16 protein-coding genes and 1 tRNA gene are annotated in these 14,834 nt (G+C 70.5%); 6 read left to right on the top strand and 11 right to left on the bottom strand.

All coding sequences use genetic code 11. The features are described 5' to 3' along the window. Positions 1 to 16 precede the first annotated feature (16 nt). Positions 17 to 1,822 (bottom strand): SpoIIE family protein phosphatase, encoded by a 1,806-nt coding sequence (locus AAH991_RS29950; protein WP_346229267.1) that lies wholly within the window; start codon positions 1,820 to 1,822, stop codon positions 17 to 19. A gap of 97 nt (positions 1,823 to 1,919) precedes the next feature. Between AAH991_RS29950 and AAH991_RS29945 the strand changes: the two genes are divergently transcribed. After that, complete coding sequence (locus tag AAH991_RS29945) at positions 1,920 to 2,630, top strand: ANTAR domain-containing protein (protein WP_346229266.1); 711 nt, start codon at positions 1,920 to 1,922, stop codon at positions 2,628 to 2,630. Positions 2,631 to 2,731: 101 nt separating this feature from the next. Here AAH991_RS29945 and AAH991_RS29940 read toward each other — a convergent pair whose 3' ends face one another. Further along, entirely contained in the window at positions 2,732 to 3,088 is a 357-nt protein-coding gene (locus AAH991_RS29940) for an STAS domain-containing protein (protein ID WP_346229265.1), read from the bottom strand. A 188-nt stretch (positions 3,089 to 3,276) separates the two neighbouring features. Here AAH991_RS29940 and AAH991_RS29935 point away from each other — a divergent pair, with 188 nt between their 5' ends. The 3 genes from AAH991_RS29935 to AAH991_RS29925 all read left to right on the top strand — a co-directional run bounded on the left by AAH991_RS29935 (position 3,277) and on the right by AAH991_RS29925 (position 5,907). Further along, positions 3,277 to 4,056, top strand: a complete 780-nt coding sequence (locus tag AAH991_RS29935; RefSeq protein WP_346229264.1) for a SigB/SigF/SigG family RNA polymerase sigma factor — start codon at positions 3,277 to 3,279, stop codon at positions 4,054 to 4,056. A gap of 120 nt (positions 4,057 to 4,176) precedes the next feature. Then, the gene (locus AAH991_RS29930; protein WP_346229263.1) at positions 4,177 to 4,593 is read left to right on the top strand and encodes an ATP-binding protein; all 417 of its coding nucleotides are present in this window, start codon (positions 4,177 to 4,179) and stop codon (positions 4,591 to 4,593) included. 15 nt (positions 4,594 to 4,608) lie between these two features. Continuing rightward, the gene (locus tag AAH991_RS29925) at positions 4,609 to 5,907 is read left to right on the top strand and encodes an NAD(P)/FAD-dependent oxidoreductase (protein ID WP_346229262.1); all 1,299 of its coding nucleotides are present in this window, start codon (positions 4,609 to 4,611) and stop codon (positions 5,905 to 5,907) included. Positions 5,908 to 5,951: 44 nt separating this feature from the next. On the opposite strand, the gene AAH991_RS29920 is transcribed toward AAH991_RS29925, so the two are convergent. The 6 genes from AAH991_RS29920 to AAH991_RS29895 form a co-directional block, all read right to left on the bottom strand. Next, positions 5,952 to 7,940 carry an ABC transporter ATP-binding protein gene (locus tag AAH991_RS29920; RefSeq protein WP_346229261.1) on the bottom strand — a complete coding sequence of 663 codons (1,989 nt, stop codon included), beginning with the start codon at positions 7,938 to 7,940 and terminating at the stop codon, positions 5,952 to 5,954. Continuing rightward, positions 7,937 to 9,670 (bottom strand): ABC transporter ATP-binding protein, encoded by a 1,734-nt coding sequence (locus AAH991_RS29915; RefSeq protein WP_346229260.1) that lies wholly within the window; start codon positions 9,668 to 9,670, stop codon positions 7,937 to 7,939. The genes AAH991_RS29920 and AAH991_RS29915 overlap by 4 nt, the downstream gene beginning before the upstream one ends. 147 nt (positions 9,671 to 9,817) lie before the next feature. Next, complete coding sequence (locus AAH991_RS29910; RefSeq protein ID WP_346229259.1) at positions 9,818 to 10,468, bottom strand: CBS domain-containing protein; 651 nt, start codon at positions 10,466 to 10,468, stop codon at positions 9,818 to 9,820. A 134-nt stretch (positions 10,469 to 10,602) separates the two neighbouring features. Beyond that, the gene (locus AAH991_RS29905; protein WP_111700666.1) at positions 10,603 to 10,797 is read right to left on the bottom strand and encodes a hypothetical protein; all 195 of its coding nucleotides are present in this window, start codon (positions 10,795 to 10,797) and stop codon (positions 10,603 to 10,605) included. A 7-nt stretch (positions 10,798 to 10,804) separates the two neighbouring features. Further along, positions 10,805 to 11,731 carry a hypothetical protein gene (locus AAH991_RS29900; protein WP_346229258.1) on the bottom strand — a complete coding sequence of 309 codons (927 nt, stop codon included), beginning with the start codon at positions 11,729 to 11,731 and terminating at the stop codon, positions 10,805 to 10,807. Continuing rightward, a complete protein-coding gene (locus tag AAH991_RS29895) occupies positions 11,728 to 12,369 on the bottom strand; it encodes a hypothetical protein (protein ID WP_346229257.1) in 642 nt (213 codons plus the stop codon). The genes AAH991_RS29900 and AAH991_RS29895 overlap by 4 nt, the downstream gene beginning before the upstream one ends. 118 nt (positions 12,370 to 12,487) lie before the next feature. On the opposite strand from AAH991_RS29895, the gene AAH991_RS29890 reads away from it, so the two are divergent. Beyond that, positions 12,488 to 12,826, top strand: coding sequence for a DUF6458 family protein (locus AAH991_RS29890; protein ID WP_346229256.1), 339 nt, complete (start codon positions 12,488 to 12,490; stop codon positions 12,824 to 12,826). Positions 12,827 to 12,835: 9 nt separating this feature from the next. Here the strand turns inward: AAH991_RS29890 and AAH991_RS29885 are convergent, their stop codons facing one another. Then, a complete protein-coding gene (locus AAH991_RS29885) occupies positions 12,836 to 13,270 on the bottom strand; it encodes a hypothetical protein (RefSeq protein ID WP_346229255.1) in 435 nt (144 codons plus the stop codon). Positions 13,271 to 13,362: 92 nt separating this feature from the next. On the opposite strand from AAH991_RS29885, the gene AAH991_RS29880 reads away from it, so the two are divergent. After that, a tRNA-Pro gene (locus AAH991_RS29880) sits at positions 13,363 to 13,436 on the top strand. A 394-nt stretch (positions 13,437 to 13,830) separates the two neighbouring features. Here the strand turns inward: AAH991_RS29880 and AAH991_RS29875 are convergent. Beyond that, entirely contained in the window at positions 13,831 to 14,412 is a 582-nt protein-coding gene (locus tag AAH991_RS29875; RefSeq protein WP_346229254.1) for a hypothetical protein, read from the bottom strand. Positions 14,413 to 14,510: 98 nt separating this feature from the next. Continuing rightward, positions 14,511 to 14,774, bottom strand: a complete 264-nt coding sequence (locus AAH991_RS29870; protein WP_507185158.1) for a type II CBASS E2 protein — start codon at positions 14,772 to 14,774, stop codon at positions 14,511 to 14,513. Positions 14,775 to 14,834 lie beyond the last annotated feature (60 nt).

Below are 14,834 nucleotides of genomic sequence, written 5' to 3'. Positions count from 1 at the left end.
GGGGCGGCAAATCCCGTCAGCGGGATCGGCGCAGCGTGAGGACGGTGATCTCGTCGACCACGTGGCTGCCGCAGAAGGCCCGGTGGTCCTCCTCGATGGCCTTGACGACCGCGCCCGGAGGCTGCCCGGCGCAGCGGGCGAGGGCCTCGGTGAGCCGCTGCTCGCCGTAGTTGTCCCCGGCGGGGCTCTGCGAGCCCACGAGACCGTCGCTGTACAGCACGAGCGTCTCCCCGGACGACAGCGTGAGCTCCTCCGTCGCGGGGACCGAGCCCTCCTCGAAGCCCAGCGGGACGCCGCCGCCCTCGGAGAACCGGACGGCGCCGCCCGGCTGGATCAGCGCCGCCGGATGGTGTCCCGCGGAGGCGAGCCGCACCTTGCGGCCACGGACGAAGCCCGCGGCGGCCATCACGAACAGGCCCGTATGCTGCGCGACGAGGGCGTCGCTGACCTTGCGCAGGGCCTGTCCCGGATCGTCCTCCCACACGCTCAGCACGCGCAGGCCGTTGCGGACCATGGCGGTGACGGCGGCCGCCTCCTCGCCGCGCCCCGCCGCGCTGCCGATGACGAAGCCCCACCCGTTCTTCACGGGGAACACGTCGTAGAACTCGCCGCCGATGGCCCGCATGCCGGAGCCGGGATGGTAGGCGGCCGCGATCTCGAAGCCGGGGATGTCGGGGAGCGTGCGGGGGAGCACGCCGGTCTGCAGGGTGTCGGCGGCCTGCGCCCGGCGCTGGAACCCCTGCTGGGCCCGCATCGCCAGGCCGAGGTGCAGGCCGATCTCCTCCATGAGACCCAGGTCGGCCAGGCCGAAGGGCGGCCGTTCGCGCAGCCGCACCAGCGTGAGCACACCGCGCGCCTCGTCCTCGGCGCGGATCGGCACGCTGAGCAGCGAGCCCGCGCGCATCGCCTGGAGCACGCCGCCGCCGAGCAGCGAGTCGTCGCTCAGCATCTCGTGGACGACGCCGCTCTGCGTGGCCATCACCTGCTCCACCACCGGCGTCTTCGCGGGCGGGGTCTCCTCGACCGTCCGCTGCAGCCGCCCGATGGGCTGGTCGCTCGGCCCGATGACGACCGACCGGACCAGGCCGCCGTCGCCGGCGACGTCCGCGATCACCCAGTCGGCCGTCTCCGTAGCCAGCAGGCGGGCCGCCCGCAGCAGGGCGACGGGCTCGCGCAGGCTCTCCTCGTCCAGCAGCAGCCCGGTCAGCCGCGACAGCAGCTCGTGCCGCCGTGCCGCCGCCAGGAGAGCCGCGTCGTCGGGCGCGCCCGCCTGCACGGACGGCTCCGGCAGCTGGACCTCGGTGGGCAGCACGACCCCGGCGATCATCTCCTGCGGCTCGCCCGGCATGCGCAGGCGGCTCAGCACCAGCCGTACGGTGTGGGCGCGGCCCTGGTGCGTCAGCCGGGTCTGGAACGAGGCGTTGTCCTCGCCGTGGAGGACGGCGGCGAAGCGCTGCCGGAACGCGGCGCGGGCGGTCACGTCGACGAGCAGCGGGAAGGCGCGCCCGATCAGGTAGCCGGCGGGGCTGCCGAGCAGGCGGGTGGTCTCGTTGTTGATGCGGCGCACCGTGCCGCCCGTGTCCATGATGATCACGGGGATCGGCAGCGCGCGGAACACCTGCCGCAGCAGTTTCTGTTCGCGCTGGCTGCCGCCGTCCCTGCGCCTGCGGCTGCGCACCAGCTCGCTCAGGGCCTTGCGGAGCAGTTCCTCGGCGGCGTCCAGCTCCCGTAGCATCGCACCCGGATCGGGATCGTCCCGTAGGGTGGTGATGCGGTCGGCGAGCCCGCTCAACGCGCGCTCAAGCTCGGCGGTGTCGGGCAAGCTGCCCCCCTCTCTCGACGTAGACGCTACGCCAAACCCCGGGTCTAATCGATCCAGCCTGGATTAACCCGTAAACAATGGGAATGGTCTTTCTACCATGGAGACGACATCCATCCTCGCGCGTGACCTCGCGGCTCTGGGCCGTGTCACCGAGGGCACGTCGGCCGAGAGCGTCCTGCGCGGCATCACCGAGGCGGTCGCGCGCGGGGTCCCCGGCTGCGCCGGCGGCACGGCCGAACTCTGGATGGAGGAGCGCGTGCTGCTGGCCGCCTCCCACAGCGAGCTCACCGCGCTGATCGACCGGGAGCGCGACCTGCGCGAGGGCCCGTCGAGGGAGGCGCTGGCCACCGGGCGCCCGGTGGCGATCCCCGACGTGATGCGCGAGTCGCGGTGGTCCCGCTACGCGGCCACCGCCGTGCGGCAGGGGGTGCGCTCGGTGCTCGTCGTGCCGGTCGCCGTGGAAGGCGCCGTCATGATCCTCGGCCTGTACGGCGTGCGCCCGGGGGTGTTCGCTCCCGGCGGGTCGCTCATGGCGCTGCTGCGCGAGCAGGTCACCGTGGCGCTGGCCAACATCTGGGAGTTCGACGACGTCCTGACCGGCGCCGCGCAGATGCAGGAGGCCCTGGCGGGACGGTCGGTGATCGACCAGGCCAAGGGCATCATCATGTCGAAGAGCGGCTGCTCCGCCGAGGAGGCGTTCGAGGAGCTCAGGCGGGTGTCGCAGCACCACCAGGTCAAGGTGGCCGACCTGGCCAAGCTTCTGGTCACCGAGCACCAGCAGAAGCACGGGGGAGCGGCTCCCGCCTGAGCGGGGGCGCAGGCCGCCGGGGTGGGCCCGTCCGCGGCCCGGGCGGGCTCAGCCGGGCTCGGATGGGCCCGGGCCGCTCGGCCGGGCTCGGGGGGCGGGGTTCAGGCGGCGAAAGCGGCGAGGGCCTCGTCGAGGGTGTCGAACAGCGGCAGCCGCTCCGACAGGCCGGTCACCCACATCACCTTGGAGTTCGGGTACTGCACGGAGACGAGCGCGAAGTTGCCGCCGGCCGTGGTCGAGCGCTGCCAATGGTGCACGATCAGCCCCAGGGCCCGGGAGTCCATGAACGTGACGCTGCCCAGGTCGAGGATCATGTCGGGGCCGTGGTCGTCCGCCGCCGCGTCCAGATATTCGGAGAACTGATCACGAGTCGTGGCGTCGAGAACGCCGTTCACATGGATCACCACGATGTCCCCCGACATGCTCGACGTCAGGGACAGCAGCCCGTTGTTAAACACCTCGCGCCTCCTCTGCGGCAACATTACTGGTGCCGAAGGGGTGGTGATACTCCTGATTTTGGGGCAATATACTGAAGCAGAGGTCCAGCAGAGGGCCTCGTCTCGATACTGTAGCGAGGCGTGCCTTCTGCGTGGTCACCCCAGCGCGTAGGCGCCCTCGCGAGAAAAAATACGAGGGGACTGCGCAGATGGCTGCCGAGGTCCGTGTAGAGACCGCCAGCAATCCGACCGCCGAAGAGCTCCTGGCCGAGCTGGCCGAGGACGGACTGTCCGAGGAGCGGCGGGAACGCCTCCGTGAGAAGATCGTCGAAATGCACCGCCCGATGGCGAGGGACATCGCCCGGCGGTATCTGAACCGCGGCGAGCCGATGGAAGACCTCCTCCAGGCCGCGTACGTCGGCCTCATGAAGGCCATCAACGGCTTCGACCCCACCCTGGGCCACAGCTTCCGCGGCTACGCCATGGTCACCATGACGGGCGAGGTCAAGCGGCACTTCCGCGACCGCACCTGGGCCGTCCGGGTGCCCCGCCTCTACCAGGAGCGCCGGGCCGAGCTCAACCGGCACGTCGCCGACATGACCCAGGAACTGGGCCGGTTCCCCACCGTCGCCGAGCTCGCCAAGAAGATGGGCCTGTCCGAGGAGGACATGCTCCTCACCATGGACGCCTCCGCCGCGTACAGCACCCTCTCCCTGGACGCGCCGATCGGCGCGGACGACGACGCCGCCGCCCTCGGCGACGTGATCCCCGAAGAGGACGACGCGCTCGACACCCTGGTGGACGCCGAGGCGCTGAAGCCTCTCATCGACCTTCTCCCCGAGCGGGAGAAGAACATCCTCCTGCTGCGTTTCTACGGCAACATGACCCAGGCCGAGATCGCGGCGGAGTTCGGGATATCGCAGATGCACGTCTCTCGTATCCTCCGCAAGACCCTCGACCAGCTCCGGGCGGAGCTCGTCGCGGGATGAGAGGATGCGACGATGCCCGGGACACCGCCTGTGCCGAGGCGGTGTCCCGGGGTATCTTCGTCCTGCCCACAGCCCATAGATCCTGAGACAGCCAGATTTCCGGCGGGAGGCGTGTACCGGGTGAAAGATGACGGCGTTCCCGCGCACGTCACCGGAGCGGCAAGGGAGCGCGCCTTCTCCTTAGTCGATCTGCCCGATCTGCGGGAGTTCGCCGCCACCGAGGCGCTGCGTCGCGGCATGCGGGAAGACGCCATCGGCGACTTCCTCGTCGCGCTCAACGAGGTTGCCACCAACGCGGTCACCCACGGGTCGACCAAGGCGCGGCTGGCCATCTGGCGGGAGGGGCCGGCCCTGGTGGTCGCCGTCCACGACGACGGCCGGCAGTGGCGTTTCGAGGGCGAGCCGGGCCACGACCCGCCGCCCGAGAACGCGACCAGCGGCATGGGGCTGTGGGTCGCGCGCATGCTGAGCAACGACCTGCACGTCACCACCGGGCCCAGGGGGACCAGGGTGACGATGCGTTTCCTCCTCGCGTAGGGGTAGGGAACAGCCATGGCTGTCCCACGGATTCTGATCGTCGGCGGCGGATACGTCGGCATGTACACAGCACTCCGCCTGCAGCGCAGGCTCCGCCGCGGCGAGGCACTGGTGACCGTCGCGGACCTCGACTCCTACATGACCTACCAGCCCTTCCTACCGGAGGCGGCCGCGGGGAACATCGAGGCGCGGCACGTCGTGGTCCCGCTCAGGCGGGTGCTGAACCGGTGCCAGATCCTCAGTGGGCGGGTCACCCAGGTGCGGCTGGCCGACCGCAAGGCGGAGCTGTCTCCGCACGAGGGGCCCGACCTCACCATCGACTACGACTATCTCGTCATGGCGCCGGGCTCGATCTCACGGCTGCTGCCGGTGCCCGGCCTGGCCGAGCACGGCATCGGCTTCAAGACCATCGAAGAGGCCATCGCCCTGCGCAACCACGTGCTCGGCCGCCTCGACATCGCCGCGTCCACCCCGGACCCCGAGGTCCGCCGCAGGGCCCTCACCTTCGTGTTCGTCGGCGGCGGCTACGCCGGCGTGGAGGCGCTGGCCGAGCTCGAGGACATGGCGGCCGACGCGCTCAAGTATTTCGCCGGGCTCAGCCGCGAGGACATGCGCTGGGTGCTCGTGGAGGCCACCGACCGCATCCTGCCCGAGGTGGGCGCCGACATGGGCAAATGGACGGCCCAGCAGCTGCGCGAGCGGGGCATCGAGATCCGCATGGGCACGCTGCTGAAGTCCGCCGAGGGCTGCCACATCGTGCTGAGCGACGGCGAGGAGTTCGACACCGACACCCTCGTCTGGACGGCGGGCGTCAAGCCGAACCCGCTGGTCGCCGCGGGCGACCTGCCCCTGGACAAGAAGGGCAGGATCAGAGTCGACCCCTACATGCGGGTGCACGGGACCGATTTCGCGTTCGCCGCGGGCGACTGCGCCGCCGTCCCCGACCTCACCCGGCCGGGCCAGTTCTGCCCGCCCAACGCCCAGCACGCCGTACGGCAGGCCAAGAGGCTGGCCGACAACCTGCTGGCGGCGCTGCGCGGGCAGGCCCAGCGGCCGTACCGGCACAAGTACGCCGGGTCGGTGGCGACCCTGGGACTCTACAAGGGCGTCGCGCAGATCTACGGCCGGGAGCTGCGCGGGTTCCCCGCCTGGTGCATGCACCGCACCTACCACCTGACGCGGATGCCCACCTTCAACAAGAAGACCCGGATCCTCATGGACTGGACGCTCGGGCTGTTCTTCCCCCGCGAGATCATCGCGATGGGGGCCATCGAGGAACCACGCAAGGAGTTCACCCTGTCCGCCCGTTCGTGACGGCTCGGGCGGGTGCCGCGCGACCCTGGGCCACGCGGCACCGCTCACCCGATTTCGGCGGCGGGGGCGTCGTCATCGGCCAGGGCGCCGGCGAATTGAGCGGAGTACAGCCGGTGGTAGGCGCCCCCGGCGGCGAGCAACTCGTCGTGGGTGCCGTGCTCGACGATGCTGCCCGACTCCATCACCAGGATGAGATCCGCGTCGCGGATCGTGGACAGCCGGTGGGCGATGACGAAGCTCGTCCTGTCGCTGCGCAGCGCGGCCATCGCGTGCTGCACGAGGACCTCGGTGCGGGTGTCGACCGAGCTGGTCGCCTCGTCCAGGATGAGCAGGGACGGGTCGGCGAGGAAGGCGCGGGCGATGGTGATCAGCTGCTTCTCGCCCGCGCTGACGTTGCCGCCCTCCTCGTCGATCACCGTGTCGTACCCGTCCGGCAGGGTGCGCACGAACCGGTCGACGTACGTCGCCCGGGCCGCGGCCAGGATCTCCTCGTCGGTCGCCCGCGGGTTGCCGTAGGCGATGTTGTCGCGGATCGTCCCGCCGAACAGCCAGGTGTCCTGGAGCACCATGCCGATCTGGGCGCGCAGGTCCTCGCGGCGCATCGCGGTGATGTCGACGCCGTCGAGGGTGATGCGGCCCGCGTCCAGCTCGTAGAAGCGCATGACCAGGTTGACCAGCGTGGTCTTGCCCGCGCCGGTCGGGCCGACGATCGCGATCGTGTGCCCGGGCTCGGCCACCAGCGACAGGTCCTCGATGAGGGGCTGGCCGGGGTCGTACCGGAAGGACACGTGCTCGAACTCGACGCGCCCCCGCCGGGTGGCGGGCAGCGCCGGGGCGGCGGGGTCGGGCTCCTGCTCCTCGGCGTCCAGCAGCTCGAAGACCCGCTCGGCGGAGGCCACGCCCGACTGCAGCAGGTTGGCCATCGAGGCGACCTGGGTCAGCGGCTGCGTGAACTGCCGGGAGTACTGGATGAACGCCTGGACGTCGCCCAGGCTCATCGAGCCGCCGGCGACCCGTACGGCGCCGACGACCGCGATGGCGACGTAGTTCAGGTTCCCGATGAACATCATCGCGGGCATGATGATCCCGGAGATGAACTGGGCGCCGAAGCTCGCCGTGTACAGGGCGTCGTTCCGCTCCCGGAAGACCTCCTCGACCTCCGGGCCCCGCCCGAAGACCTTCACCAGCTCGTGCCCGGTGAACGCCTCCTCGATGTGGGCGTTGAGCGTGCCGGTGTGCGCCCACTGCGCGACGAACTGCTTCTGCGAACGCTTGGCGATCTGCCCGGTCACGATCATCGTGACCGGGATCGTCACCAGCGCGATCGCCGCGAGCAGCGGCGAGATCACGAACATCATGACCAGCACGCCGATAACGGTGAGCAGCGAGCTCAGCAGCTGGCTCAGCGTCTGCTGCAGGGTCTGGGACACGTTGTCGATGTCGTTGGTGACCCGGCTGAGCAGCTCGCCGCGCGGCTGGCCGTCGAAGAACTTCAGCGGCAACCGGTTCAGCTTGTCCTCGACGTCGGCCCGCAGGCGGAACACCGTGCGCTGCGTCACGTCGTTGAGCAGGTAGCCCTGCAGCCACATGAACAGCGACGCGGCCAGGTAGAGCCCGAGGACCCACGCCAGGACGGTGCCCAGCTCGCCGAAGTCGATGCCGCGGCCGGGGACGACGTCCATCCCCGCGAGCATGTCGGCGAAGTCGCCGTGGCCCGAGGCGCGCAGCCCCTGCACGGCCTGCTCCTTGGTCGCCCCCGCGGGCAGCCGTCCGCCGATCACCCCGCTGAAGATCACGTCGGTCGCGCGGCCGAGCAGCTTCGGCCCGATGACGGAGAGCACCACGCTGACCACGGCGAGGGCGATCACGGCCATGATCCTCGGCCGTTCCGGGCTCAGCCGCCGCAGCAGCCGCCGGGCGGAGGGGCCGAAGTTCAGCGACTTCTCCGCCGGCATCTGGCCGCCGCCGAAGGGCCCGAAACCGCCGCCTCCCGCGGGGCGGGGCCGTGCAGGTGCCGTGGGCCGCTCGCTCATGCCGCACTCCCCGCGGTCAGTTGGGACTCGACGATCTCGACGTACGTCGGGCAGGAGCCGAGCAGCTCCTCGTGGGTGCCGATGCCGGCGACGACGCCGTCGTCCAGGACGACGATCTGGTCGGCGTCCGCGATGGTGGAGACCCGCTGGGCGACGATCACCACCGCGGCGCCGGCCGTGTACGGGCGCAGCGCGGCCCGCAGCCGGGCGTCGGTGGACAGGTCGAGGGCCGAGAACGAGTCGTCGAACAGATAGATCTCGGGTTTGGCCACCAGCGCCCGGGCGATGGACAGGCGCTGCCGCTGCCCGCCCGACACGTTGGTGCCGCCCTGGGAGATCGGCGCCTGCAGGCCCTCGGGCATCGCCTCGACGAAGTCGCGGGCCTGGGCGATCTCCAGCGCCTCCCACAGCTCCTCGTCGGTGGCGTCCGGGTTGCCGTACCGCAGGTTGCTCGCGACGGTGCCGGAGAACAGGTACGGCTTCTGCGGCACCAGGCCGATGCGTGTCCAGAGCATCCGGGGATCGAGCTCGCGTACGTCGACCCCGTCGATCAGCACCGCGCCGGACGTGGCGTCGAACAGCCGGGGGACCAGGGAGACCAGGGTCGTCTTCCCCGATCCGGTGCTGCCGATGACGGCGGTGGTCTGTCCCGCGGTCACCCGGAAGGAGACGCCGGACAACACCGGCGCCGCCGCGCCCGGGTAGCGGAACCCGACGTCGCGCAGCTCCAGGTCGGCCCGGCGGTCCACCTGGCGCACCGGGCGCTCGGGCGGGCGCACCGACGACTCGGTGTCGAGCACCTCGACGATGCGCTCCGCGCAGACGGCGGCGCGCGGGATCATGATCGAGATGAAGGTGGCCATCATCATCGACATGAGGATCTGCAGCAGGTACATGAGGAACGCGGTGAGGGCGCCCACCTGCATCTCGCCGCTGTCCACCCGGGCGGCGCCGAACCACAGCACGGCGACGCTGGAGGCGTTGAGGATCAGCATCACGGTGGGGAAGATGAGCGCGGTCAGCCGCCCGACGCGCAGCGCCGTACCGGTCAGCGCGTCGTTCGCGGCGGCGAACCGGCGGGTCTCCTCGCGTTCGCGGACGAAGGCCCGCACCACGCGGATGCCGGACAGCTGCTCGCGCAGCACCCGGTTCACCTCGTCGATGCGGGTCTGCATGGCACGGAACTGGGGGACCATGCGGAAGACGATCAGCCCGATCGAGACCAGCAGCACCGGGACGCAGACCAGCATGAGCCACGACAGCCCGACGTCCTGACGCAGGGCCATGATGATGACGCCGACCCCCATGATGGGCGCGGCGACCAGCATCGTGCAGGTCATCACCACGAGCATCTGGACCTGCTGGACGTCGTTGGTGTTACGCGTGATCAGCGAGGGCGCCCCGAACTGGGCCACCTCACGCGCGGAGAAGCCGCTCACCCGGTGGAAGACCGCCGACCGGACGTCCCGGCCGAACCCCGCCGCCACCCGCGCGCCGTAGTAGACCGCCGCGATCGAGCAGGCGATCTGCACGAAGGACACGGTCAGCATCCAGCCGCCGGTGCCCAGGATGTAGCCGGTGTCGCCGGTGGCCACCCCCTGGTCGATGATGTCGGCGTTCAGGCTCGGCAGGTAGAGGGAGGCGATGGTGCCGACCAGCTGGAACAGCACCACCGCCGTGAGCGCGGGTGAGTAGGGCCGCAGGTACGTGCGGAGAAGCCGGGTCAGCACGGCTGTGGTCCAGGGCGGGCGGCGCGTCGCTGGAGGGGCAAAATCATGCGGAACACGGTATATGAGCAGCTAGCTTGCTCACCCATGATTTTCGGGTCAGCCGCGGTGGCGATGCCGCCGTCCGGGAGCGTGCCCCCGGCGTGCGGTTCAGCGCGGGGCCGGAGCCGGCACGGGTTGAACGGCCGGGTCCGGGGCGGGTCGAGCGCCCGGGTCCGGGGCGGTGGTGCGGCCGGGAGCGTGGCCGGTCAGGGGATGTGGGGCGAGGTCGGCTGTGCGGCCGGTCGGCAGGCCGGGAGCGTGGCCGGTTGGGGAGTGTGCGGCGCGGCCGGTTGCGGGGTGTGGGGCGAGCTCGGTCGTGGGATGTGCGGCGAGTTCGGTTGTGGAGCGTGGGGCGAGCTCGGTCGTGGGATGTGCGGCGAGATCGGCTGTGGGGCGTGGGGCGAGGTCGGCCAGGGCGACGACGCCGACCGGGTGCCCGTCCACCACCACGGGGAGCTGCTGCACGTCCTTCTCGCGCATCAACCGCGCGGCCTCCACCACGTCCTGGTCCGGGCCGACGGTCACCACGTCACTGGTGCACAGCGTCGCCAGCGGAGTGGTGGCGAGGTCCCTGCCCTCCGCGACCGCGCGTACGACGATGTCCCGGTCGGTCACCAGACCGCGAAGCCGGCCGTCCTCGACCACCAGTACGTCGCCGATCCCGCGGTCACGCATCAGCTTGGCGGCTTTCACCACGGGGGCCTCCTCCGGCAGAGTCACCGGATCGCGCGTCATGACCTCTTCCACCTTGTGTGGCATCACGGCCTCCTCAGGGGTCCGGGGGACGGACCGGGTTCGCGGCGGGTCTCGCGGGAGGGGCTCCCGCGAGACCTTCGTACCCGTCGCGGCCGCGATTCGGTAGGGGAGAAAGGCTGATGGCGAGAGGGCCGGGGTCAGCGACGGACGCGTCCGCCGCGCCAGCCGCCGCGCCAGGAGTTCACCCCGGCGGTGCCGACACCGGCCTGGTGCAGGGCGAGCAGGCAGAGACCGAGGGCGATCAGCGCGGTCATGCCGATGCCGATGCTCGCGTTGAGGAGATCGAGGAGGAAGGCGATCCCGAAGACGACCGCCGCGGCGATGGCGAGCATTGTTACCTCACTTCCGGGTCAACTGGGCTAGTAACGCGTGGTACTCGTGCAGGGCCAGGCGCAGCGCCTCGGTGTCGCCCCGCTCGTTGTCCTTCCACTGGTCGAGCAGCGCCTGGCGGCGGGTGGTGAAGGCCGACAGGGCCTCCTCCACGAGCGCGTCCGCCTGTTCGATCGAGTGACGGGGATCGTCGACGAAACCCGACTTGATCTCGCGCCACCGGCCTTCCAGCGTCTCGTCCAGGACGGAGGCCGCGCCGGAGGCCGCGGTCGTGGTGGTGGCGGGGTAGGCCACGGGGCCGTCCACGGAGGGAACGGCAGAGGTGCCGGCGGTGGTGTCCGTGGTGGTGTCCGCCGTGGTGCCGGTTCCGGTGTCGCCGTAGGCCGTGGTGTCGGCCGTGGTGTCGGCCGTGGTGTCCGCTGTGGTGTCCGCTGTGGCGTCCCCGGCCGCCAGGCCGTCCCGGGCGTACCCGGTGCCGGCCGTTCCGGCGTCGGCATCCCGGACCTCGTACGCGCCGTCGGCGGCGTTGTCGTAGGTCCGGCCGCCCTCGTCGTCGTCGTCCACGCGGCGGCCCGCGACGAGGCGGTCGCCGTCGGCCGTGTGCCCGCCGCCGGTCCGGGGCGACGTGAGGACGTCGTCGCCCGCCTGGCCGTACGGCTCACGGAAGCGGCGGCCGTCGCCGTCCGCGTCGGCTGTTGCGTCCGCGTACGCCTGGTCGCCGGTGTCCCGCGCCGTGGCGTCGGCGTAGCCGGCGGTGTACGCGTCGCTGGCCTCGCTGGGGGAGTAGACCGGGCCGGGACCCTCGTGCTCGTCCCGCCCGGCGTCCGCGAGAGCCCTCTCTCTGCGCGCCTCCTCCTCGAGAGGCTCGGGGGTCTCGGGAGTCGGCTGCTCGGCGACCTCGCCGCGCTCGTGGTGCCTGTTCATCCGCATCGTCATCGCCTCGCCTTCCGCACGTCCGCGTGGTGACCGTTCATCGAGGCGCCGTCGTAGCCGTCGGCGGTGTACGCGGCGCCGTTGACGTGGTCGTCGGGAGAGACCTCGGCGCCGTCACCGAGAAGCTCCTGGAACAGCGCGCGGTAATGGACCATCGCCTGACGCAGCTCCTCCGTCGTGGCGTCCTGCCGGGCGGCGCGGCTGCTGATGTCGTGGGCCTTGCGGTAGTGGTCGAGCGTGGCGGCGTGGGCGACCGACAGGTCGCTCAGACGCTGCTCGAACTCGTCCGTGGGGTAGCCGCGCTCCGCCATCACTGCGGTGACCAGCGCGTCCGCCTCGGTCACGGCGAAGCCGGGAGCGTCCACGAACCGCTCCTGAACCTCGGTCCACTTCCTCGCGTACTGGTCCCGGGTCTGCGGGGCGAGCGGGCGGATGTCCAGCTTGGCGTGGCGCTCCTCGCGGGCGAGCAGTTCCTGCTCGGCCTCCCTACGGCTGTCGCTCTCCCGCACAGTCCGTTCGTATTCGGGCCCGAAACGGTCGCGCAGGTGGCGCCGGCGGTTGCTTGCCGACACGAGGTAGCCGACTGCCAGGATCACCAGCACGGCGACGATCACGACGGCCACCCATGCTACGGCGTTCATATCTGCCTCCAGGGGTGAGTGCGTTGTTCATCCGCACTGCCCGGGAATGCGGCCTTCACGCCTTGCGTAATCGTGGATTCTGGGGGTAAAGGGCGGTTGACCAGCAGAGGAGGTAGCCATGGGCTTCGGGGCCAGTCTCGCCTTCATCGCGGTCGGCGCGGTTCTCGCGTTCGCCGTCAAATGGGACGTTCCTGGAATCGACCTACAAATGATCGGCTGGATTCTCATGCTTGTGGGAGTCGTCGGCATGGTGCTGACTACTCGCTACACGCGCCGTCCGCGGACGGCCGAGGAGACGGTGGAGACGATCGAGCCGGACACGATGTACACCGTGGACCCGGCGGCCGAGCCGCACGTCCACGTCCAGGAAACCGAGTCGCACACCGCCGTCCATCCGGGCGAACGCCACGTGCACGTACGCGAGGAGACCAGGCCAGTGCCCCGCGACGGTGTGTGAGCCGTACGGTCAGGGACTGGTGCCCGCCGCGTCCGTGGCGGCACGGGCCTCGGCGAGGACCCGGGCGACGTGAGAGTCGTCCCCGGCGGGCACCTCATGAAAGCCTTGCTCGGGGTCGTAGGCGATGTCGAGCCCGTTGTCGACCAGCCGGCTCGCCCACCGTAGGGCGGTGTTGAGCCTGTCCTTGGGGACCCGGCGGCCCTGGGACGCGGCGGAGAGGTTCCGGAGGTTGGTGGCGGGGCCGCTCTGGCTGTGCTCGCGCCGGAGCTTCCACGGCAGGGCGCGGCTGTGGTCCGTCATCGGCTTGGACAGACCGGCCGCGCGCTTCGCCTGCAGGACGCCCGACTCCGTGACGCCGAAGTGCTCGGCGAGGCGGGCGTTGGTCCATCCCTCGCCGGCCAGCCGGACGAGTTCTTCCTGGTCGATCCGCGCCTTCCTGCCCATGATCGCCAGCCTAGGCCCACCGGCGCGGTTCGTGTACGCACGAGAGCGGAAACTGCGCTAAGGTTTGGATGTGCCCCGGGAGACCAGGGCAACGGGACGTAGCGCAGTTTGGCAGCGCACTTGACTGGGGGTCAAGGGGTCGTGGGTTCAAATCCCGCCGTCCCGACACTGTTCTAGCAGGTCAGAGGCCTGATCACTCTCCAAGTGATCAGGCTCTTTTGATGTCTGACCGTCGTTTGACCGTGAAGCGGAACGTGCCGACCGCTCCCGACCGGTACCCATCAATACCGGAGCTGACCAGGGGATCCACGGTCAACGAGGGTGCGCTGCTGCGGTGTGTTCAAATGACCTGCCCGAAGCCCGGTCATTTGGTCACGGGTCCTCCGGTTCGCTTGAGTGACCGTTGAGAAATCTACGGCGTAAAGGACGTGGGTTGAGACATCCGCAGACAGCGCCCCACGCGCCGCCACCGTTGAAGGTAGGTCCCCCGACGTGGGGCCGACTCGGGGGTTCACCTCCCAGTACAGGTAACCAGTCGAGAACAGGACCGGGGCGGCAAACTACTTCGTCCACCATGGAGCGATCGCAGCGAGGTGGGCGCGAACGGCATCGGTGAAGGCCTCTTCTAACGGCGTCAACGACGAGAGGTCGATGACCGCCGGCGGAATATTCATCGCCGCGTCGTCGATGATGGGCTCGGCCAACCACGCCTCGCGCATCGCGCCCCCAGCTACCTTGCGCAGCTCACGCACGAGCGCGGCATAGGCATCGCCCACGGCTCCGGACTCGGCGGCGGTCCACACGGCGAAGTAGCTCAGCTGGCTCTGGATCTCCCGTGTGGTCTCCGACAAACGGATGCGCTCAGCGGCCGCGTCATCATGGCGGCGTCGACGGATCGCATACGGCATCTCCTTGTACGCCGCGTACGCCTGGTACGCCCTGGCGAACAGGTCGCGTTGCCGGGCGCGTTCCTCCTCGCGGCTCTTGCGCCGCGTGGTCCACACCGCGGTACAAGCGGCGACTGTCGCGCTGATTATTGCCGCAATCACCGCCGCGGACAGCACTGCCGCCGTCACCGAGTTCGAGGCCGGCGACAGCTGTGCGCCCGGAGCCGCCGGGACCGGTGAGGCAGTGCCGGTCACTGACACGACGGTTGGGTTGCTCGTCGGCATAACCGGAGGCGCGGCGCTGGATGGAGTCGATGCGGGGCTGGCCGATACCGTCGGCGATGGGGTAGGGATCACTCGTCCTCCTGACCGTCCTGAGCAGCGTGGGGCGCCTCCTCGCCGACCCACTCACCGGTGCGCCGCCACCATTCTTCCCGCACCAGATGCGCGACGATCTGGCCGAGCAGCGCCGCCCCGCCGTCGCGGCGTAGCCACCGCCGCTCCGGCCCGTCGAACGGCCACCACATGCACAGCTCCCCGCCGGAGTAGCGGTGCGGCGACTCTGTCGGTCCGTCTGCGAACACGCGGGGGACCTCCGGTGAGCCGACGGAGAACACGATCGTCACCTGGCGCGGTTCGACACCCGGCGGGATAACGGTGCACCGAACGGCGAATCC

Source organism: Microbispora sp. ZYX-F-249, from assembly GCF_039649665.1.
In the GTDB taxonomy this organism is placed as follows: Bacteria; Actinomycetota; Actinomycetes; order Streptosporangiales; family Streptosporangiaceae; genus Microbispora; species Microbispora maris.
Note: the sequence above shows the minus strand (reverse complement) of the source record. Positions and strands in the feature narration are given on the sequence as shown.